Annotated in this window: 17 protein-coding genes; 8 read left to right on the forward strand and 9 right to left on the reverse strand. The window is 47.9% G+C overall.

The annotated features are described in order from the left end of the window. Positions 1 to 9: 9 nt before the first annotated feature. Positions 10 to 1,017 carry a hypothetical protein gene (locus tag JUB14_RS19995; RefSeq protein ID WP_207508596.1) on the reverse strand — a complete coding sequence of 336 codons (1,008 nt, stop codon included), beginning with the start codon at positions 1,015 to 1,017 and terminating at the stop codon, positions 10 to 12. A gap of 138 nt (positions 1,018 to 1,155) precedes the next feature. Further along, entirely contained in the window at positions 1,156 to 1,995 is an 840-nt protein-coding gene (gene ygiD, locus JUB14_RS20000; protein WP_207508597.1) for a 4,5-DOPA-extradiol-dioxygenase, read from the reverse strand. A gap of 622 nt (positions 1,996 to 2,617) precedes the next feature. Here ygiD and JUB14_RS20005 point away from each other — a divergent pair. Continuing rightward, positions 2,618 to 3,268, forward strand: coding sequence for a hypothetical protein (locus JUB14_RS20005; protein WP_229368070.1), 651 nt, complete (start codon positions 2,618 to 2,620; stop codon positions 3,266 to 3,268). Between the two features lie 49 nt (positions 3,269 to 3,317). Here the strand turns inward: JUB14_RS20005 and JUB14_RS20010 are convergent, their stop codons facing one another. Then, positions 3,318 to 4,535, reverse strand: coding sequence for an RtcB family protein (locus JUB14_RS20010; protein WP_207508599.1), 1,218 nt, complete (start codon positions 4,533 to 4,535; stop codon positions 3,318 to 3,320). A gap of 251 nt (positions 4,536 to 4,786) precedes the next feature. On the opposite strand from JUB14_RS20010, the gene JUB14_RS20015 reads away from it, so the two are divergent. Further along, positions 4,787 to 5,677 (forward strand): hydroxypyruvate isomerase family protein, encoded by an 891-nt coding sequence (locus JUB14_RS20015; RefSeq protein WP_207508600.1) that lies wholly within the window; start codon positions 4,787 to 4,789, stop codon positions 5,675 to 5,677. 91 nt (positions 5,678 to 5,768) lie between these two features. On the opposite strand, the gene JUB14_RS20020 is transcribed toward JUB14_RS20015, so the two are convergent. Both JUB14_RS20020 and JUB14_RS20025 read right to left on the reverse strand, forming a co-directional pair. Beyond that, complete coding sequence (locus JUB14_RS20020; RefSeq protein WP_207508601.1) at positions 5,769 to 7,067, reverse strand: DUF2254 domain-containing protein; 1,299 nt, start codon at positions 7,065 to 7,067, stop codon at positions 5,769 to 5,771. 209 nt (positions 7,068 to 7,276) lie between these two features. Further along, positions 7,277 to 8,656: an SPW repeat domain-containing protein gene (locus JUB14_RS20025; RefSeq protein ID WP_207508602.1), complete on the reverse strand. Its 1,380-nt coding sequence runs from the start codon at positions 8,654 to 8,656 to the stop codon at positions 7,277 to 7,279. A gap of 393 nt (positions 8,657 to 9,049) precedes the next feature. Between JUB14_RS20025 and JUB14_RS20030 the strand changes: the two genes are divergently transcribed. The 5 genes from JUB14_RS20030 (at position 9,050) to JUB14_RS20050 (ending at position 15,025) form a co-directional block, all read left to right on the forward strand. Beyond that, a complete protein-coding gene (locus JUB14_RS20030) occupies positions 9,050 to 9,895 on the forward strand; it encodes a sterol desaturase family protein (protein ID WP_207508603.1) in 846 nt (281 codons plus the stop codon). 308 nt (positions 9,896 to 10,203) lie between these two features. Beyond that, complete coding sequence (locus JUB14_RS20035; protein WP_207508604.1) at positions 10,204 to 11,223, forward strand: SMP-30/gluconolactonase/LRE family protein; 1,020 nt, start codon at positions 10,204 to 10,206, stop codon at positions 11,221 to 11,223. An 88-nt stretch (positions 11,224 to 11,311) separates the two neighbouring features. After that, complete coding sequence (locus JUB14_RS20040; protein WP_207508605.1) at positions 11,312 to 11,815, forward strand: (2Fe-2S)-binding protein; 504 nt, start codon at positions 11,312 to 11,314, stop codon at positions 11,813 to 11,815. Then, entirely contained in the window at positions 11,812 to 12,801 is a 990-nt protein-coding gene (locus tag JUB14_RS20045) for an FAD binding domain-containing protein (RefSeq protein WP_207508606.1), read from the forward strand. The genes JUB14_RS20040 and JUB14_RS20045 overlap by 4 nt, the downstream gene beginning before the upstream one ends. A gap of 4 nt (positions 12,802 to 12,805) precedes the next feature. Then, positions 12,806 to 15,025 carry a xanthine dehydrogenase family protein molybdopterin-binding subunit gene (locus tag JUB14_RS20050; RefSeq protein WP_207508607.1) on the forward strand — a complete coding sequence of 740 codons (2,220 nt, stop codon included), beginning with the start codon at positions 12,806 to 12,808 and terminating at the stop codon, positions 15,023 to 15,025. 36 nt (positions 15,026 to 15,061) lie between these two features. Here JUB14_RS20050 and JUB14_RS20055 read toward each other — a convergent pair whose 3' ends face one another. The 3 genes from JUB14_RS20055 to JUB14_RS20065 form a co-directional block, all read right to left on the reverse strand. Next, entirely contained in the window at positions 15,062 to 15,352 is a 291-nt protein-coding gene (locus JUB14_RS20055; protein WP_207508608.1) for a hypothetical protein, read from the reverse strand. 16 nt (positions 15,353 to 15,368) lie between these two features. Then, complete coding sequence (locus tag JUB14_RS20060; RefSeq protein ID WP_207508609.1) at positions 15,369 to 15,608, reverse strand: heavy-metal-associated domain-containing protein; 240 nt, start codon at positions 15,606 to 15,608, stop codon at positions 15,369 to 15,371. 124 nt (positions 15,609 to 15,732) lie between these two features. Beyond that, positions 15,733 to 17,301, reverse strand: a complete 1,569-nt coding sequence (locus JUB14_RS20065) for a vitamin K epoxide reductase family protein (protein ID WP_229368071.1) — start codon at positions 17,299 to 17,301, stop codon at positions 15,733 to 15,735. A 475-nt stretch (positions 17,302 to 17,776) separates the two neighbouring features. On the opposite strand from JUB14_RS20065, the gene JUB14_RS20070 reads away from it, so the two are divergent. Further along, positions 17,777 to 18,115 carry a four-helix bundle copper-binding protein gene (locus JUB14_RS20070; RefSeq protein WP_207508610.1) on the forward strand — a complete coding sequence of 113 codons (339 nt, stop codon included), beginning with the start codon at positions 17,777 to 17,779 and terminating at the stop codon, positions 18,113 to 18,115. A 218-nt stretch (positions 18,116 to 18,333) separates the two neighbouring features. On the opposite strand, the gene JUB14_RS20075 is transcribed toward JUB14_RS20070, so the two are convergent. Then, entirely contained in the window at positions 18,334 to 18,879 is a 546-nt protein-coding gene (locus JUB14_RS20075) for a DUF2911 domain-containing protein (RefSeq protein ID WP_207508611.1), read from the reverse strand. Positions 18,880 to 19,094: the final 215 nt, after the last annotated feature.

Consider the following 19,094-nt stretch of genomic DNA (forward strand, 5'->3'; position numbering starts at 1 on the left):
ATAGTGCCCTTACTTCGCGTAGCGTGCCCTTTTGGAGATAAACTTTAATACCATTCGGTGATACGGATTGTGCTCGGGATCAGGGATTCCGGAGGGAGGTACTGATGGATGTCCATACCCTTTCTGGAACATATCATGGTGGTACACGATATACCCTCCTGCCTGCCATACCTGGTAGATCTGTAAGATCTGGTCAAAGGGAGAGGGAGTCTCGGCGGGGCCACCGAACTCGGCTGTACCATTGCGTGCCGGTTCGTCATCTACCACAGGCTTTTTGAAGCGTTGCTGCAGGTACTTTATTTCCAGCGGGGCTACTTCCCAGTGCCTGCCTACCCACTGACGGCTGCTATGGGGTGTCAGAAAGTCCAGAGCCTGGTTCTGTTTTTCATCCCCCAGGTCGCCACCGTACCCGGGTGAGTTGGTGACCATACGCCTGGGATCAATGGTTTTAATGGTCTTCAGGTGGTCCAGTACCCGATCTGAGTGCTCATTCCATACCTGCATTACTACGTTGCGATAGGGGAGTAGTTCCCGGGTTAGGGCTGCCACGGCTTTATCGGCTTCCTGCTGTTCAAGTCTGATGTTATCATTATAGCTCTCCCGGGCAAAGAGGGCTAGTTCTATCACCATTCCCTGACTGGCTGCATCCTGGATAATATTCTTTAAGGTTGTCAGGTGCTCTTGCCGCAGACTACCATCAGAGTTATAAAGTGTACAGGTAGGGCAGGTATCTACAAACCCCAGTTTATTATCCCACTGTCCCCACACCCGTAGCACATTAATGCCGTACCTGTCAAACTTGCTGAGCCATTTTTTCCGCTCCGATGAGCTTTTGTTAAAAGTGGGGTTGAAGATGGCGTTGAAAAAGCTAATGCCGCTGAATGGGAATGGTTTACCATCCATCAGGATGTTAGTACCCTGTACACTCAATTCAAGATTAGACTGCGCCTTTGCTTTTTGAGGATATGTAACAGAGACGTGAAGTAAAAGTAGAGCAATAAGCAGATTCTTAAACATGAACGGTAGGATTGATTGGAATAGAGCTCAGCACCCAATGACTTTGCCTGTTAGGTAATAAAAACAGCAGGCGTCCAAATCTCATGACGCCAGCTGTAAAAAAATCCAACCTGGTAAAATTCTGAGTAGATCCTCTATCTAATTATAGATACTTTCAATCTTTACCGAAGTCATAGTTAAGGAGCCACCCACTGCTTTATCGTTAAAGAAAGATACTTTTTCGTCCTTGCCTTTCAGGCCCAGGGTATATAGTAAGGGGAGGTAATGCTCGGGTGTTGGTATGGCGAGCATGGCCTCCCTACCCAGACTCTGGTAGTTGATGAGTGGCTCATGATCCCCCTGGCTGACATAGTGTTTGAATTTTTCATTTAGTTTAAGCGTCCAGTCATACCCTCCGCCTTGGATCATATCCCACGATATCATCCTGAGGTTATGGACCATATTACCACTACCGATCAGTAGTACCCCCTTCTTACGTAGTGTATACAGTTCACGAGCCAGCTCATAGTGGTAACGAGGACCCTTGGTGTAGTCAATGCTGAGCTGTAGTACAGGTATATTCGCTTTGGGGTACATGTGCCGGATGATGGTCCAGGTACCGTGGTCGAGGCCCCAGTCATGATCGGCCTCTACGTGGACAGACTTCACAAGTGACGTTATCTCATTGGCTAGCAGTGGATCACCGGGAGCAGGATATTGTACCGAGAACAGTTCAGGAGGGAAGCCGCCAAAGTCATGAATAGTATCTGGGAAGTCCATAGCTGTAATACGGGTACCCCTGGATAACCAATGTGCCGACACTACCACTACCGCCTTTGGCTCAGGTATTTCGGCAGCCATATTCATCCAGTGCTGGCTGAACTCGTTATGTTCGATACCATTCATAGGCGACCCATGGCCAATAAATAGCACAGGCATAAGTTGCTCCTGCTCGGGCAACCTGTCAGTAAAGGTCTTAAATTCAGTCAGCCGGTTCATAATGTTTCTCTTAACTAGTTACAACGTTCTTCAACAGTAGAGGCAGTTTGCTCATGTATATGTATAAGGTGAGTGTTTACAAAGCTATAAAATGTATGTATATACATATAATACCTTTACATTATTTATTTCTGATTAGTTCATCCATTTTGAAGTGTCAATTGAGATCTCGAAGCCGATGATAGGTGGTGTAGGAAGTAGTCTATACAGGTAGGGAAATTCCGTTGATTGAAGAGTGTCTTTATGTAAAAAACAAAAAAGGAAGCCAATTGGCTTCCTTTTTTAGTGCATTCCTAACCCTTTTATAAATAGCAATCAATTACTACTCTAAAATTTTGTAAGTCTACTTTCTTCAACCTGTTGTTTCCACTTTTGTTCGCAGAACTTATCATCAAAGCATGTACTTCCCGAATTATAATAATCTAATCTAAAATTATTATAACTTACCCCGGAGTTAACACTCATAACCCTCTAATCATCAATAAGAATGAACAGATCATTGTACTCAATTTTTTTTCTACTTTTAGTAGCATCCGTTTACACTCAGGCCTTTGCACAAAGTAATCGATGGGCACAATTAGGCAAAGCCGGTGACTGGAAAAATACCGTTGATATGGTAGCCATGAATGGCTCTTTATACAGTATTGAAACCGACGGTACTTTATGGAAAACCGATATGAATGGCAATTATGAAAAATTAGCCGGAGAAGGCAGTTTTCAGGATGTCAGATTACTGGTCGGACTAGATGGCTATCTGTTCACTCTTGAAGGAGACGGTGAACTGTACAGAACCAATACCCGTAGCCTCAGGTGGGAGAAACTGGGTAAGGACTGGAAGAATACCGTGGCAATGGTGGCCATGAACGGGGAGCTGTATAGTATAGAAACGGATGGTACCCTTTATATCACCGATAAAGAAGGAAACTGGAAACAGTTGGGCGAGGCAGGTAGCTTCAAAAATGCCTCTCTGCTGGCAGCACTGGACGGATATCTTTGGACCGTGGAGGGAGGTACTTTGTATCGAACCAATCCAAAATCTATGAAATGGGTACAGGTAGGCAAAACGGGTGACTGGGAGTCTACCGTTGGCTGGACCAGCGATCGTGGATTTCTGTGGAGCGTAGAAAGCAACGGTACACTTTACAAAACGGACAACCAGGGCAACTATGAGCAGGTAGGGGAGCCGGGGATCTATTCGCAAATGACTCATCTGGCAGCTCTGAGCAATTATCTCTTCACGATAGAGAAAGGAACACTCTACCGTACCAGATAAAGTACTCCACCCAAACCAAAAAGGGTACCCCCTGAGGTACCCTTTTTAGTTAATCTTTATAAGGATCATAAGTCTCCATACCTGCCATGGCTACTCCCACCGGGCGCAGCCGGTGAAGTACCCGGATCGTGTCACCCATGTATCCCAATACCTCTTCCAGCTTTTTGTAGCACTCGGGGGCTTCGTCAGGTCCGGCGCCACGTAGTTCAATCCCAGACAGGGTCATGTAGTTTTTCATTTCCTTAAAATTAACCTTTCCCTGTGTAATTATAGTAGGTCTCTTCACCCCGTTCTTGTCGCGCATCCACTTCATTTTACCGGCTGCCTGCGTACGCGACATTACTCTCCCGGCTCCGTGTACAGTAGAGTACAGCGCTTTTCGGGATTCTTCTGAATCTACCCCCTCAACAACAACTGAGGTGTCGGCCATGGTAGCTCCGACAAAACCCATTTGACCCGGAAAGGCGGGAGTACAGCCTTTCCGCACCACCCAATAGGTATCGCCAAAGTGCTCCTCCTTCCAGGCGAAGTTGTGGTGGTTGTGTACCGAGAAGGTTACCTCCGGATGGTCCAGGATTTCCAGCACCTTATCTACTACGGTGTCACGTCCGGCGTAGGCGTATTCACCCGCCAGATTCATGGCTTCGATGTAGTCCTGACCTATCTCTGAACCCTGATCAAACAAGATAGGAGGCGAATCCATAGAACCCTCCTTACCGTGATCCGTAAAGGAGAGGCCCTGTGACAGGGCGATGAAGCCGGTGGTAGTACGGTGACCGAAGCCCCGGGAGCCGAAGTGCACCCCGATCCACAGGTACCCTTCCTCATCTTCAAATAGGTCGATGAAGTGGTTACCACTGCCGACGGTACCCAGTTGTGGCTTAGCCAGATCTTTGTAGAATTTGCGTTGGGGCTTAAACTCAGCGTTGGCAATTTTATCCAGCACCGGATGATCTACGGGCTCATTATTAGGGCGACCTACGCCAAAGGATATACGCCTAAATATCTCGTCCATGACCTTAGGTACCTTTACATCCTTGACCTGCAAAATAGTTCGGACAGCCTTGTTGCCACAGGCTATATCAAACCCCACACCCGACAGGGAGATTTTATACTTATAAGCTACGGCTCCTCCGATGGGATGGCCGTAGCCGTAGTGGGCATCGGCGGTTAGTACACCAATATCTTCTTCTGAAAGGCAGTTTTTGATCTGCCGGATCGAGTTTTCATCAATTATCTCTTTACCAAATATGGTCAGGTTCTTCATGGATTACCAGGTTAATTCCGAGAATGTAACTTTATAAAAAAGCTGTTCCTGTTGTTGATATAGATCTATAACCTACCCGCGCCCCACCTGACTAACCTAGCTGAGCAAGGTATTGGGTCATTAATAATTCCTGTAAATATTACAGTAAATATAGCCTGGCTAGTACCTTTTCAACTATGGCCTGCCAAAAGTAGAACTACAAGTATCTACTAATAGCATGTGGCTATTTATAAGTGATAATCAGACAAAACATGAAATCAACTTCAACCCGCCGTTCCGTACTTAAGAATATAGTGGGAGGGGCGACTGCTCTTTCAGCTACTATGACTCTGACGGAAGCCCTGGCTGCCTCCGAGAAAGCTCTTGGTGCTGAACTAAATGGCAAGATCAAGCACTCCGTATGCCACTGGTGCTACAACAAAATACCTCTGGATGAATTTTGCCGGGAAGCCAAAGCCATGGGTATTCAGTCCGTAGAGCTACTGGGACCCAATGAATGGCCTACACTGAAGAAGTACGGCTTGACCTGTGCACTTCCAAACGGAGCCGGTATGGGTATCACTAAAGGCTTTAATGATCCGCAGTACCACGATGAGCTGGTTAAAAGCTATGAGGCTCTCTTTCCCAAGCTGGTTGAAGCAGGGTATAATACAGTTATATGTTTTTCAGGTAACCGGAATGGCATGTCTGATGAAAAGGGGCTCGAAAATGCCGCTATCGGACTGAAGCGTCTCATGCCTTCGGCAGAAAAGCATGGCATAACCATGATCATGGAACTCCTGAACAGCAAAGTAAATCATCCGGACTACATGTGTGATAAATCGGTCTGGGGTGTTGAGCTATGCAAAAGAGTTGGTTCCGAGAATTTCAAGCTCCTGTATGATATCTACCATATGCAAATCATGGAAGGGGACGTAATCGCTACCATTAAAAAAAATCACCAGTACTATGGGCACTACCATACTGGAGGGGTACCAGGACGGGCTGAGATAGATGATACGCAGGAGCTAAACTACCCGGCTATCATGAGAGCCATTGTAGATACGGGGTTCAAGGGTTTTGTGGCCCAGGAATTTATCCCCAAAAGAGCTGATAAACTGGCTTCGCTCAAGCAGAGCATTGGTATCTGTGATGTAGCCTGATCCACCCATCATAATTAGAAAAAGGCATAGGTACTGACATAATTGTCAGTACCTATGCCTTTTTCTAATTACTTATAGTCTTGTATAGTGCTCAGACATGCATTTGCTCCCTGGCGTTTTGTACCAATGCTCTGATGTAAGCTATATCTTCCTCACTGGTCATTTCTTTGGAGGAGCCACTCTCAATGGAAGTAAGTTCTTTCTCGATAAGAGTCCGATGTGCCTGGTGCTTATCGCGCTGGCTGATCTTTACAAGAAGGTCTATCAGACGGGACTGTACTGTTACATCCTGTGTCGAGTAAGGTCTGATACTGGCCATGCACAAGTAAAACACCCATTCGAACGGAATGGTGGAGTACACGATTACGGCTGCTCCATCTTCTGACTGGGTTACCTTCTGACCCGTTAGTCTCTGGAGCCTGGTGAACAGGTCCGAAAGATAATCAATAGCGTTAATGGCTGTACCAGGATCATTTACGGCCGGACTTAGCGCTTTTACGGCTATTTCAGTAAGGTGTTTAAATCCGTACAGGAAGTTGTCTCCCACCAGCTCCTGATGCCTTAGAATGATATTTTCCTCCAGTAGTTTCATTATGTCATCATTCATAGGTTGATTGATTTGGAGGAAAGGGTCGCCTTTCAAAACGTACATACCCTGGATCTTCAGTAATTTTAGTTTCAGGTTGAGCTTCCTGGCCCGGATCATGAAATGATCCTGGGTGATAGCATTGAAGTACCCGGATTCCCAGGCTTTTATTGTAATGAATTCTTCCTCTTCTTTCCACTGTTCGTAGTAGTTGCCGCTGCTATGTTCGGTATCTAACACGCGCCGGGTAGTGCGGTATATTCTGTTTACGATATTACCAATCTGAATATCATTGGAGACTTTGTGTATAAAGTAGATAAAGGTAATAAGGCAGCTAAAAGCAAGAAACATGGCAAGGACTACCGAGAGGAGTGGCACCTCAGGCCCTTTCGGCATAGTCTGAATATTGCTTAATATAACCGTGATAAAGCATATAGTACCCATGATAATACCCAGCACCATCTGATTTCCCTTTTGTTTGGCAAGATCAGGTATAAGTCGGGGAGAAAAACTGGACATAATCTGGGTGAGGACGATCATGACCATAGAAAAACTGAATGTCACCAGACTAATGAGGCCGGTCAGGAGGGAAGAAAGCAGACTTGTGGCCGTACTGGCGTTATCAATGCGGAGAAAGGGGACTTTATTAATCAGATAGCTACCCACCGATATTTCGTCAAGATAAACGATGCACCACGAGAGTGACAGCATACCCAGCGTGATCATGACCGGATAGAACGCGATGCTGGACGTAACCTGTAAATATGCTTTTGTTAATAGGTACCTCCCCTTGGTTGTAACCATATAGTTATTAATTAGGTGTATAGAAGCCCTATAACAACATTCCCACTCATAGTTAGTTTAAAATCGCACTCAAGTATCGTGACACCGGAACTGGTGCATCAGTAAAAAAGGACCTACTTCCGGTAGATCCTTTTTTACTTTCATATATGCAGTTCCCAGTATCAGAAAAAGGACCTGGTAGAATGGATGTACAAGACCCTGAATTGAGATCAGACTATATACTTATCGAAGCTTCCCCTCTTGTCCTCTACTTTGCCTTTCGGGAAGGATAGCGGGATCAGTACGGCACCGGCAATAACCCCATTCCACATAGCGGCATTTTTATCCGTACCCAGGATCCAGGGAGCCGCGATAAGCCACAGACCAAACAGGATCAGCAGGTACCGAGCCGGGCGACCTACTTCCGACATGGCAATCACAGAAAATGTAATGATGAGGGCACCGGTAATATTTTCGCTATATGATATAGTATCCCTGTACCCCAGTGTGCTATACGCCGACATCACCCATGCTCCAATGACCAGTGTAAATATCAGATTCCAGGGGCGTAGCTTGATGTCATTAAGCATCTCATTACCGGTCAGTTCCAGAAGGGTAGAAGGTAAATGGACTCTTGTCTCTTTACCGCCCTGCATGGTACCTCCAAACCAGAAGGTGGTCCAGTATGAGGTGCCGTGCGCTTTCTTTTCGGCCCGCATCATCTGGATGGTAGCCACAGCCTCGTCGATAGTGAAGGGAATCATGAGCATGGAGATCATGGCACTGGTAAGACACAGGGTACACCAGTAGCCAACCGATACCGGCTGCAGGATCACCAGGGTAATACTAACTACCCCCAGCGGTATGATCAGAATCGCGAAAATGATCACTACCCAGGGCATAGTGCGCCAGCGGTTAATGGCTCCGGCGCAGCCAAAAAGGATATCCATCACGTAAGAGAAAGCCCCCAGCATGGCATCCGATACCGGAAAAGACTTGGATACTTTTGAGGTCAGTACCTGTCGGGTACCATCCCCAAAGAAAGGGTCCCAGATGGTATCAATATAACCCATTTGATAGGCGCCCATGTACCGGGCGACAAAGAAACCTACCCACGACAGAAAGATCACAGGCAGGCGCTGGTTCCAGGAGGAAGGGTTATAGGTCCAGCCCGGAGGTATATCAGGTCCCGGTTTTTCAAAGAGCTTGATGCCGGGCTGACCGGGAATAATAATAGCAAATACGACGGCTAAGGTACCCACCAGATAATCATTATGAAACCCGGCCTCCTGCTTAGCCCAGAAGATCATGGGAGCGATTAATAGCCAGACACCTAGCAACACGATGCTCCACTGTGCCCACAGCCGGTAGGGATTGAGAGCCAGGTAGCTGAGCACAACCATTAAAAAGCCGGTTATAATATCGCTCCAGATCATGAGCGGCTCCTGATACCCAAAGGAGGGTGGGGAGGCTATCAGCCAGAGACCCAGAACTAGGGTACAGTAAAACACCCAACCTATTTTTCGGTGATGTTCCTCCTGGATATGCTGCTTCTCCTGCGGGAATTTACTTTTTTCAACAAAGAATAGATTGCTAAATGTCAGGTTCATATGCTTAGATAGTTTGAGACAGTTTAAAGAATGACTGGATAAGGTACTGGGTGATCTTAGTCCAAGGATTCATCAGCCGCACTGTTCAACTTCCTCGATGTCACATTTTCAGATTAGCTCTTTAATTTGATCTACTACTTAAATAACAGGACATTACGGTTTATGTTTTTGCTACCGCTGTTATTGCCTCTGCCCAATACGTATTGATCGCTGCATGTACTTTACAGTTTTATGGATGACCCGAACAATAGTAGGATGCTGTTGTTTGGGTTAATACTAACCCCTGGCAGTACGTGTGGCTGATGTCAATCTGGCTCTCAAAGCCACTACTCCCTCTTCCCGATTTTACCATTCGACCGTGAGCAGGATGCTTAGCTACTAACCTTATCCGTTATGAAAAACAGTAACAGTAAGCTCATAAGGAAGCTATTTGATTTTGGAGGGGCACCCATTCTGGCAGTAGGTGTTTTGGGACTTTTCTATCTTGAAAAGCGGTATGCCCTGCGCAAACGGAAAGACGCTCTGTGGGAAAGGCTTAAGACTAATACAATGGTTTCTTCTACCGCAGTTGCAGCCCTGCGTCTTTCGCTGATACCGGCCATGGTAAAGGCCGCTTCACTAGGAGAAAAACATAATGTGGGTTTATTACGGATACTTCGGGTTCCGCTCCCTCTCAACCATTTTCTGAGCTTCCTGCTGCTGGATTACGGAAGTTACCGCTGGCACAAACTCAATCATCGGTTCCCGTTCCTATGGCGGTTCCATCAGGTACATCATGCCGATCTGGATCTGGATGTAACAACGGCCCTGCGTTTTCATTTTGGTGAAGTACTTATCTCGGTGCTGTATCGGGGAGGATGGGCCTTATTGGCCGGAGTGAGTCCCCGGCAGGTGCTCGTGTACGAGATAATATTTGAAGTAGCTACCAACTTCCACCACACCAATCTTAAGCTGCCCGAAAAACTGGATCGGCGACTGGCGGATTTCATTGTTACTCCCCGAATGCATGGTATTCATCATTCAGTAATCAGAGACGAAACCGATAGTAATTACAGTGTAGTACTTACCATCTGGGACCGGCTGCATCAGACCCTCCGACTGGATATCCCCCAGGACCAGATCAACATTGGAGTACCCTACATCCGAAAACATACCGATGTAAAAGAGCTGATGGTGATGCCCCTTCAACAAGTCCCTGATTGGAAGTTTCCGGATGGACAGGTACCCACCAGAGTATAATCTTACCCAGGGGTAGGTATATACTAAACTCTATCCGGCGGCTGTAAAGCTACCCTGTAAAACCAATGGTATGAATAGTATGAATGATGGGTGTAGTATGGTATCGTACAAACAATCTGGTTATACTAAGGTTACAAATCAATGAGTTGCACAAAGTGTCCAGTATTAGTAGACACATGCAATTTGCTTCTCCTACTCTTCTACTCGTGATCGATATACAAGTACTTAAAGGTAGTGGTACAGGTTTTGGGTACCCTCCACATCAGTAGTATACAATCAAATACAAAACATATATCCACAAAATAGTCATGAGTGAACAAAGCGAAACAAAACAGCTCACTAAAGTAGCTTCATTCAAAGGAGTACAGGTTACCGGAGTAACCATGAGTGATGGAGGACGTCTTTTTGCCTGTTTTCCAAGATGGAGGGATGGAGTACCCTTCTCAGTAGTTGAAGTCGATGAGGATGGTAGCTACACCCCTTATCCCGACGAATCGTGGAACCATTGGCAGGGAGCCCCGCAGGAAAATAAGTTTACTTGTGTACAGGCCGTCTATGCCCACGGTAATTCCTTATTCGTACTTGACCCGGCCAGCCCCGAAATGAAAGGAGTAGTCGGGAACCCAGCACTCTATGAGTTTGATCTGAACACTGACTTGCTAAAGAATAAGTGGATTTTTGACAGGAAAATAGCTCAGGAACAATCATACCTAAATGACCTGCGGATTGACGAAGAGTACAACAGGATATATATAACGGAGTCCGGTACCGGTGCCATTATATTACTGGATATCGTATCAGGCGTAGCTCGCAGATTACTTGATAATCACCCTTCCACCAAAGCTGAGGATATATACCTGACCGTAGAGGGGGAAAAGTGGCTCCGGGAGGGAAAGCAGCCACAGATGCATGCTGATGGTATTGCCCTATCGCCCGACAAAGCTTTTCTGTACTACCACTCTTTGACTGGCTATCACCTGTACCGGGTATCTACAGACATCCTTACCAGTGAGATCATCGACGAAGAAAAGCTCGAACAGCAGGTCGAAAACCTTGGCAAAACGCCGGCTCCGGACGGAATGATATTTGACCAGAACGACAATATGTACATGGCTGATCTGGAAAAAAATGCCGTAGTATACCGGACTCCCGAGGGAGAGATCAAAACCCTGGTACAAGACGAGCAGATCAAATGGGCCGACACCTTCACCCTCGATGGTAGGGGTAACTTGTTGTTTACTACTTCACGGATTCACGAAGCCGTGGGAGATATCTCTGACATGGAGTTTTGCATCTATAGCGTACCTCTCGCGGGACAAGACGCTTAATTTTCAGCATTCAATATATCTGCTAAATCTTGGCCGGGATGGTAGCGCTATCCCGGCTCCATCCGTCATTACCCATCCACTTCATCTTATGCAAGAAAAAGCCTTGTCCCCAACGGTATCAACCGAAAGGATCACTCTCACCATCAATGGTACCAGTCAGCAGGTGGAGGTCGAAGTATGGACTTCCCTGCTGGACCTGCTACGCGAACACCTTGACCTGACCGGCACCAAAAAAGGCTGCGACCATGGTCAGTGTGGCGCCTGCACCATCCTGCTGGATGGAAAACGAATTAATTCATGTCTGACCCTGGCGGTCATGCACGATGGCGCTGAGCTTACAACCATCGAGGGCCTGGCTCAGGATGGTGAACTGCACCCGGTACAGCAGGCTTTCATAGATCACGATGCCTTTCAGTGTGGCTATTGTACTCCCGGGCAGATATGCTCAACCATCGGCCTGATCAACGAGGGCAAAGCAAAGACCCTTGATGACATACGCGACCTGATGAGTGGTAACATCTGCCGCTGTGGAGCCTATACCAATATTGTGAAAGTCTTACAGGAAGCCATTGAACGAAATCAGAACCTATGAAGCCATTTACCTATACCCGGGCTGATGATATCACATCAGCCGTAAGTGAAGTAAGCCAACAAGAGGGAGCCAAGGTCATAGCGGGGGGCACTAACCTCCTGGATCTCATGAAGATTGACGTAATGCAGCCCCGGCACCTGATCGATATCACCCGGTTGGCTCTCAATACGATCGAAGAAACCGCCCAAGGAGGTCTTCTGCTCGGAGCACTTGTAACCAATGCCGACACAGCCTACCACGAGCAGGTGGAGCAGCGGTATCCGCTGCTTTCGCATGCTATACTGGCCGGTGCTACGGCCCAGCTTCGTAATAAAGCAACTGATGGTGGCAACTTGTTACAGCGAACCCGTTGTTACTACTTTTATGATACCCACACGGCCTGCAATAAGCGGGAGCCAGGTACTGGCTGCTCCGCTATTCATGGCTACAACCGCATCCATGCCATCCTGGGACACAGTGAACATTGTATCGCAACGCATCCTTCGGATATGGCAGTAGCGCTGGCAGCCCTGGAGGCACGCATTCACGTAACTGGCCCGCGGGGCGAGCGTACCATTCCCATTGCTGATTTTCATCGACTGCCCGGTGATACGCCTGAAAAGGACACCAATCTGGCCGATGACGAAATTATCACGTCCATAGAGCTGCCCTCCAAAGGATTCGCCCAACACTACACCTACCTGAAGAATCGGGATCGGGCCTCTTATGCTTTTGCGCTGGTTTCAGTAGCCGCCGGACTCGATATGGAGGGAGATACGATTCAGGAAGCCCGTATAGCTCTGGGTGGTGTGGCGCATAAGCCCTGGCGTAATCCTGAAGCAGAAGCTCTGTTGATTGGGAAAAGGGCTAGCCGGGAAAATTTCCAACCCGTGGCCGATGCCTATGTACAGAAGGCCAAAGGGTTTGAACACAATAGCTTTAAAATAGAACTGGCGTGTCGCTCCATAGTGCGGGCTTTGATGCAGGCCGCGAAAATAGACCAATAGAACCATGGTAACTAAACAAATAGGAAAACCTCAAAACCGGGTAGATGGCCGTGACAAGGTAACTGGTCGGGCCAGGTACGCCGCTGAATTCAGTGCCACCGATCTTGCCTATGGAGTGGTCGTATCCAGTGCCATAGCTAAAGGGAAGATTAAAGAGATGGACACCAGTGAGGCGCTGCGTGTAGAGGGAGTGCTCGATATATTCACCAGTGAAAACAGGCCCAAACTGGCATCCTACGATAGTAGCTTTCAGGATGAGGATGCTCCCCCCGGTTCTCCCTTCCGTCCGCTTTTCAACCGGGATATCTTGTTCAATATGCAACCCATAGCTCTGGTGGTGGCCGAAACCTACGAACTGGCCCGATACGCCGCTTCGCTGGTAAAGGTCGAATACGAAACAGAAGAGCACGTTACTAATTTTGAAGCTGAACGTACCAATGCTTACGAGCCGGAGGAATATAAATCCACCCCACCACCTGATCCGTGGGGAAAACCCGAAACAGCTCTGAAAGAGGCTGAGCACCGAATATCCGAAGTATACTCGCACCCGAGTCAGCACCATAACCCCATGGAGATGCACGCCAGTACAGCTATCTGGGAGGGAGATGGACGTATCACGGTCTACGATAAGATACAGGGGGTACTCAATAGTCAGGAGTACATCATGGGTGTGTTCGGGCTGGCGAAGGAAGACGTACGGGTACTATCCCCATTTGTGGGAGGAGCCTTTGGCTCGGGATTGCGGCCGCAGTACCAGCTATTCATGGCGGTGATGGCTACGCTCGAGCTGAAACGATCCGTGCGGGTTGTGCTTACCCGGCCACAGATGTTCTCCTTTGGCCACCGTCCCAAAACGGTTCAACAACTATCTCTGGGAGCCTCTGCCGATGGTACCCTCGAGGCTGTAGTACATCACGCCTTTGCCGAAACATCACGTTTCGAAGATTACAGTGAAGACGTGATTATCTGGCCCGGTGTACTCTACAAATGTGAAAACGTAAAGCTCAGCCACAAACTGGTGGGACTGGATGTATATACTCCGCTTGACATGCGGGCTCCCGGTGGTACTACGGGTATCTTTGCATTGGAATGCGCCATTGACGAGCTGTCGTACAAGGTAGGCATGGATCCGGTGGAGTTTCGACTGAAAAACTATTCGGTCAAAGACCAGAATGTAAATAAACCATTTTCCAGTAAAGAACTGCAGGAGTGCTACCGGCAGGGCGCCGAACTATTTGGCTGGAAAAACCGGAACCCACAGCCCCGTTCCATGCGCGAAGGCCATAACCTGATCGGGTGGGGTGTTGCCAACGGAGCCTGGGAGGCCACTCAGAAGCCGTCCGGTGCCAAAGCGGTACTAACCAAGGAAGGAAAGCTGACGGTAAGTAGTGCTACGGCCGACATAGGTACCGGTACCTATACCATCATGAGCCAGATTGCCGCCGAGTGCATGGGGTTACCCATTGAGAACGTAGAGTTCAAATTGGGAGATTCATCTCTCCCTCAGTCTCCCCTCGAGGGAGGTTCCTGGACTGCTTCAACGGTGGGTTCAGCGGTGAAGCTGGTATGTGAGAAGTTGGGTGAGAAGCTGCTGGAGCTGGCTCAGGAATCTGACGACTCACCATTTAAAGAAGTAAGTATAGAGGAGGTAGAGTTCACGGATGGGCAGATGCGACTTAAAGAAGATACTTCGGTTGCCATCCCACTCACCCAGCTACTGAAAGAAAATCAGAAGGATAGTGTACAGGTAGAGGCAGAGTCAAAACCAGCCGACGAGCAGGAGAACTACTCGCCCTACTCGCACTCGGTGGTATTTGTGGAGGTAAATGTAGATGAAGACCTAGGTACCATCAAAGTGACCCGCGTGGTAAGTGCCGTTGCCGGGGGACGAATCCTGAACCCAAAGACGGCCTGGAGTCAGATCCTGGGAGGCGTGGTATGGGGAATAGGTATGGCACTGGAGGAGTACTCCGTTATGGACCACCAGTACGGTCGGTTCATCAACCACGATCTGGCTGAGTACCACGTTCCGGTTAATGCCGATGTACACGATGTGGAGGTGATATTTGTCGATGAAGAAGATCAAATCGTGAATCCACTCGGTGTGAAGGGACTAGGCGAGATAGGTATAGTCAGTGTAGCGCCGGCTATTGCCAACGCGGTTTACCATGCTACGGGCAAGCGGGTGCGTGATCTGCCCATTACGCTTGATAAGGTAATGTAAAGGGCCGTAGTTAGAACAAAATCAGAGGGCCGGCTATCATTCGCCGGCCCTCTGATTATATAGTCTTGCTTCTAAGGTATATTGATACTTTTGCTGGTCATGGTCCAGCTCGATGATGTAGGTTAATGTACTACCGGCTGGAAAGTTAGCCTCATCTGTGTAAGGCGTTTGGATTCCCTGCACTAACAGCTCCTCCTCCCCATCATCAACCTTCCGATAGATTTTGATGTTACCCAAACACTCTTTCCGGAAGGATAACTTACACCCCTGATCGGTCAGCTCTATGTAGGGAAGGCCATTGGGATGATTAGTACTTACCTCCGTCATGATCTAACTTTATCCTTTAAATGTCGCCTCCACCGATACCCTGCACACGAAGAACTTCGGCTTTATAACCGGCTTTCTCAACCAGATTTTCAACGTGATGCGGCTCTACCTCATCCCCTGATACACTCAGGATCTTTTCGGGGGTGTTGGTATCTACGTCCCACATCGATATTTTATCTTCACCGTCAAGGTAAGGCGTAACTTTGGCTACGCAGTCACCACACTTTATATTGGTTTTGAATTTTAAGATTTTCATAGGTACATAAGATTTATTGATAGGATAGATGCTAAGGCTCAACGAGCCTTAGCTCTTTTACAATTGTCAACATCAGTAACTATTTAACAGGCTACATCAGGAGATGTTTAGCTGGATACCCATTTCACCGGATATACTCGTTCCATCCGGCATAACGTTGTGTGACAGGTCCGAGGGGTAAAGCCAGTGCTGCTACGGCCAGTCCAAGTACTACTCCGGCGATATTCAGGCCGACGGGGCTGTTGTCCAGGAACCAGGGAGCAACCGCCACCGCAAGTCCCAGCAGGATGTTGATATAGCGGCCCAGCCGCATAGGTTCACCCATGCTGATGACTGACACTACCACGATCAGTGAACCACCCAGATGGAAAATATCCGCGGGGTTAGCTTTGATTGGTACTCCCAGTATACCCGGTGCAAATACCATGGCTGCTCCCAGCAGAGTAGCTACTGACAAAGTCCACGGAAAACTCATTCCCCAGATGGATGAAGCGTATACAGCCGCTGGCTTCTGCGGAAATGCCATCAACTCAGGCGCTTCGTCTTTTTCGTCACTTTCAATAGTACCTCCCTTCCAGAATACTTTCCAGAACTTCTCACCCTGCTTCATCTTTTTTTTCATAAACTGACCCATGGCGATCACCTCATCTACTTCCAGCGGAAGCATGGGGAGCATGATGGCCGCGGCCAGTAAGCAGAAGGTACACCAGGCTCCTACCACCACCGGCTGACTGATAACCAGGAAAATATGCACCAGCCCCAGTGGAATTACCAGAATACCAAATATAGCCACCATCCAGGGCATAGTACGCCAGCGGGCCGGACTGCCCATCCATCCCATCAGAAATTCGAACGTATAGGCAATGGCTCCCAGACCGGCGTCTGAGATTGGCATAGAATGCGACATACTGGAGTTGAGTACCCGCTCACTCTGCTCTCCAAAAAATGGGTCCCACACGGAGTCGATGTAGCCGAGCTGAAAGGCTGCCAGATAGCGGGATACGATCCAGCCCAAAAAACCAAGTACCATCATGATCCAGCGCTGCGGCCAGCTGGATGGATTATAGCTCCAGCCCGGAGGTGTAGCGGGCCCCATCTTCATGTACATGATCATATTGGGCATACCCGGTATAAGTATGGTAAGTGCTATGATAAGCGCTCCAATGAGGGTATCGTTATAGTAGGCAACCGCCGTCGGTGACCAGAACAGGATCGGGGCCATCGTGAGCCAAATACCTACAAAGCAGCAAATCCATAGGCTGATGGGGCGGTTGGGTGTAAGGCCACGCCAACCGAACAGGATCAGTAGTACCCCACTGATGATATCACTCCACTTCATGAACAGGATGCGCTGGTCCAGCGTAAGCCACACGCTGCGGCCGCCCGATGGCTGTACTGTACCAATGCCGTAGTCGAAAGTAAGGGGAGAAAATACCATCCAGAATCCCAGCAGGACAATCATCCAGTACACCCAGAGGGTCTGCATGTGGTGCATGTGGAGCATCTGGGTACGCATGTCGTCGGACATCATCATGCTGTGACCTTCTCCTTTATTATGCTGATGTTCACTCTCATTATGCATGTCTTCGTTGTGCTGTCGTATTTCCTTCTCGGCCATGGGACGCGTTACACCACGCATTCCCATGCTCCTGTTCTTCATTCCACCTTGCTTTGATTCTTTATCGTGCTTCATCAGTAAGTGTATTTGTAATTAGATTCAAGGTTTCTTCCGGGATTAAAGCGAGAATTAATCCTGAACCTCTGTGAGAAAATGCTTATCAGTGGCTGGTTTGGAAAGCCAATCACTCTAAGCTTGTTACAATCCTGTACCGGGTGCAGTCGTTCTTCTTCCCCCTTTGTTCAATCTGAGATGTCCTGTGTACTTTAGACAACCCATGGTGCCTTAGCGTAAATGTGTGAAGCCTGTATATCAATATGATAATCTGGTAAAAAACCATTCCATAGGTGGAGCAGCAAGTAGGCAGTAGCTAATTTTATTCAGGTAAATAACTACGGCATGATTCACCTGAGTACTTACCCAATCCCGAATACTCGGAGCTATGTATTGTACTAATTTGTTGGAAAGCCGCCATGGAAATCCAATGAAACAATAGGTGCAGGAGCGGGTTTATTGATTGTATCTTTTGTTTAACTTAACTCCAAGTACAATGACAAGCGATAAGTTTCAATCTTGTATTCAGGCCTGCCAGGAGTGTGCCGTGATGTGTAATCAGTGTATGGATGCCTGTTTGAGTGAGGATGATGTAAAAATGATGGCTGCGTGTATCCGTCTGGACCGTGACTGTGCCAACATTTGCTTTACTGCTGTGGAGTTCATGTCAAGCAACAGCCAGTTCTCTGCCCAGATCTGCGAACTCTGTGCTCAAATCTGTGAAGCCTGTGGAGCTGAGTGTGCCAAGCACGAAGCCGACCACTGCAAGCGCTGCGCTGAAGCATGTCGTCGTTGTGCTAAAGAATGCCGTAGTATGGCCTCAATGGCTGCCTGATCAGCCTTTATACTATTAATAAATACAAGGAGCTGTACCAGGTCGGTACAGCTCCTTGTATTTAAAGGGTATATTAGGATAAAGAGTATATTACTGATAGATGAGCCAATTTGTAAAGGTGCTTGTCAGTCTGAGCGAACAGGACCGCCTGACAAGCACCTTTACAATCTTATTCAAAGATCATTTATACATCACTCTACGTGACCAGGCCAGAAAAGCTACCGGAAGGGTACTACCACTCGGGTTTGGTCCCAGGCCAGTACCATAGCCGGGTCTGTTTCCTCAAAGCTGATGGTGAACGACTCCGTGGGGGCAGTAGTAGTTTGCACCGGTACCTGTATCTGCGCTACATCGGCCTCCGGCTCGTGAGTAGATGTACCATCCCAGTTGATGCCCCAGTCGTACTGCTTACTATTGAAGATAACCGTCCAATGATCCTTTTCCGGAATGGTCCAGAGGGTATAGGTGCCCGCCGGAAGTGTTTTGCCACCTACATTCAGCTCCTTTTCTGTGGTAAATGTTGTCGGTTCGTTGGCGCCGGTCCGCCACACTTTGCCATAGGGTACCAGGCCACCAAATATTTCCCGGCCTTTCTTAGAAGGCTGGCTGTAGTTAACTACGATTTTGTTGCCGTTGCTTGTGTACTCAGCGGTAGTTTCGGGGCTGGCCTTTTTGGTGTTGTACTGCATGAACTTAAAGGCCGCAAAGAGTACAATGACGAGAATACCCAGAATACCGAGTATCCATTTTAGTTTTTTACTCATAGTAGCAGAGGATTTAGAATGATAGGTTTCGTTACCCTCCTAAACTACTGATTTATAGAATTATTTACTACTTATTGACGGCGAAATATTTAGGTGCGAACTGTTCGGATTTCCTGCTCTGGCCCACAAGAGATATGAGAATATTAAACGCGAACTCTCTTGTAAACGTACCTCTGGCAGTACTTATAAATAAAGAAGCCGGTCATACAACACCG

This window comes from Telluribacter humicola, from assembly GCF_017355935.1.
In the GTDB taxonomy this organism is placed as follows: domain Bacteria; phylum Bacteroidota; class Bacteroidia; order Cytophagales; family Spirosomataceae; genus Telluribacter; species Telluribacter humicola.

Coding starts and splice junctions, on each gene's coding strand:
- JUB14_RS20005 (WP_229368070.1), top strand. CDS start 2,618: ATGAATGGCTCTTTATACAGTATTGAAACCGACGGTACTTTATGGAAA.
- JUB14_RS19995 (WP_207508596.1), bottom strand. CDS start 1,017: ATGTTTAAGAATCTGCTTATTGCTCTACTTTTACTTCACGTCTCTGTT.
- JUB14_RS20075 (WP_207508611.1), bottom strand. CDS start 18,879: ATGAGTAAAAAACTAAAATGGATACTCGGTATTCTGGGTATTCTCGTC.
- JUB14_RS20055 (WP_207508608.1), bottom strand. CDS start 15,352: ATGACGGAGGTAAGTACTAATCATCCCAATGGCCTTCCCTACATAGAG.
- JUB14_RS20020 (WP_207508601.1), bottom strand. CDS start 7,067: ATGGTTACAACCAAGGGGAGGTACCTATTAACAAAAGCATATTTACAG.
- JUB14_RS20065 (WP_229368071.1), bottom strand. CDS start 17,301: ATGAAGCACGATAAAGAATCAAAGCAAGGTGGAATGAAGAACAGGAGC.
- JUB14_RS20045 (WP_207508606.1), top strand. CDS start 11,812: ATGAAGCCATTTACCTATACCCGGGCTGATGATATCACATCAGCCGTA.
- JUB14_RS20070 (WP_207508610.1), top strand. CDS start 17,777: ATGACAAGCGATAAGTTTCAATCTTGTATTCAGGCCTGCCAGGAGTGT.
- ygiD (WP_207508597.1), bottom strand. CDS start 1,995: ATGAACCGGCTGACTGAATTTAAGACCTTTACTGACAGGTTGCCCGAG.
- JUB14_RS20030 (WP_207508603.1), top strand. CDS start 9,050: ATGAAAAACAGTAACAGTAAGCTCATAAGGAAGCTATTTGATTTTGGA.
- JUB14_RS20060 (WP_207508609.1), bottom strand. CDS start 15,608: ATGAAAATCTTAAAATTCAAAACCAATATAAAGTGTGGTGACTGCGTA.
- JUB14_RS20015 (WP_207508600.1), top strand. CDS start 4,787: ATGAAATCAACTTCAACCCGCCGTTCCGTACTTAAGAATATAGTGGGA.
- JUB14_RS20010 (WP_207508599.1), bottom strand. CDS start 4,535: ATGAAGAACCTGACCATATTTGGTAAAGAGATAATTGATGAAAACTCG.
- JUB14_RS20040 (WP_207508605.1), top strand. CDS start 11,312: ATGCAAGAAAAAGCCTTGTCCCCAACGGTATCAACCGAAAGGATCACT.
- JUB14_RS20025 (WP_207508602.1), bottom strand. CDS start 8,656: ATGAACCTGACATTTAGCAATCTATTCTTTGTTGAAAAAAGTAAATTC.
- JUB14_RS20050 (WP_207508607.1), top strand. CDS start 12,806: ATGGTAACTAAACAAATAGGAAAACCTCAAAACCGGGTAGATGGCCGT.
- JUB14_RS20035 (WP_207508604.1), top strand. CDS start 10,204: ATGAGTGAACAAAGCGAAACAAAACAGCTCACTAAAGTAGCTTCATTC.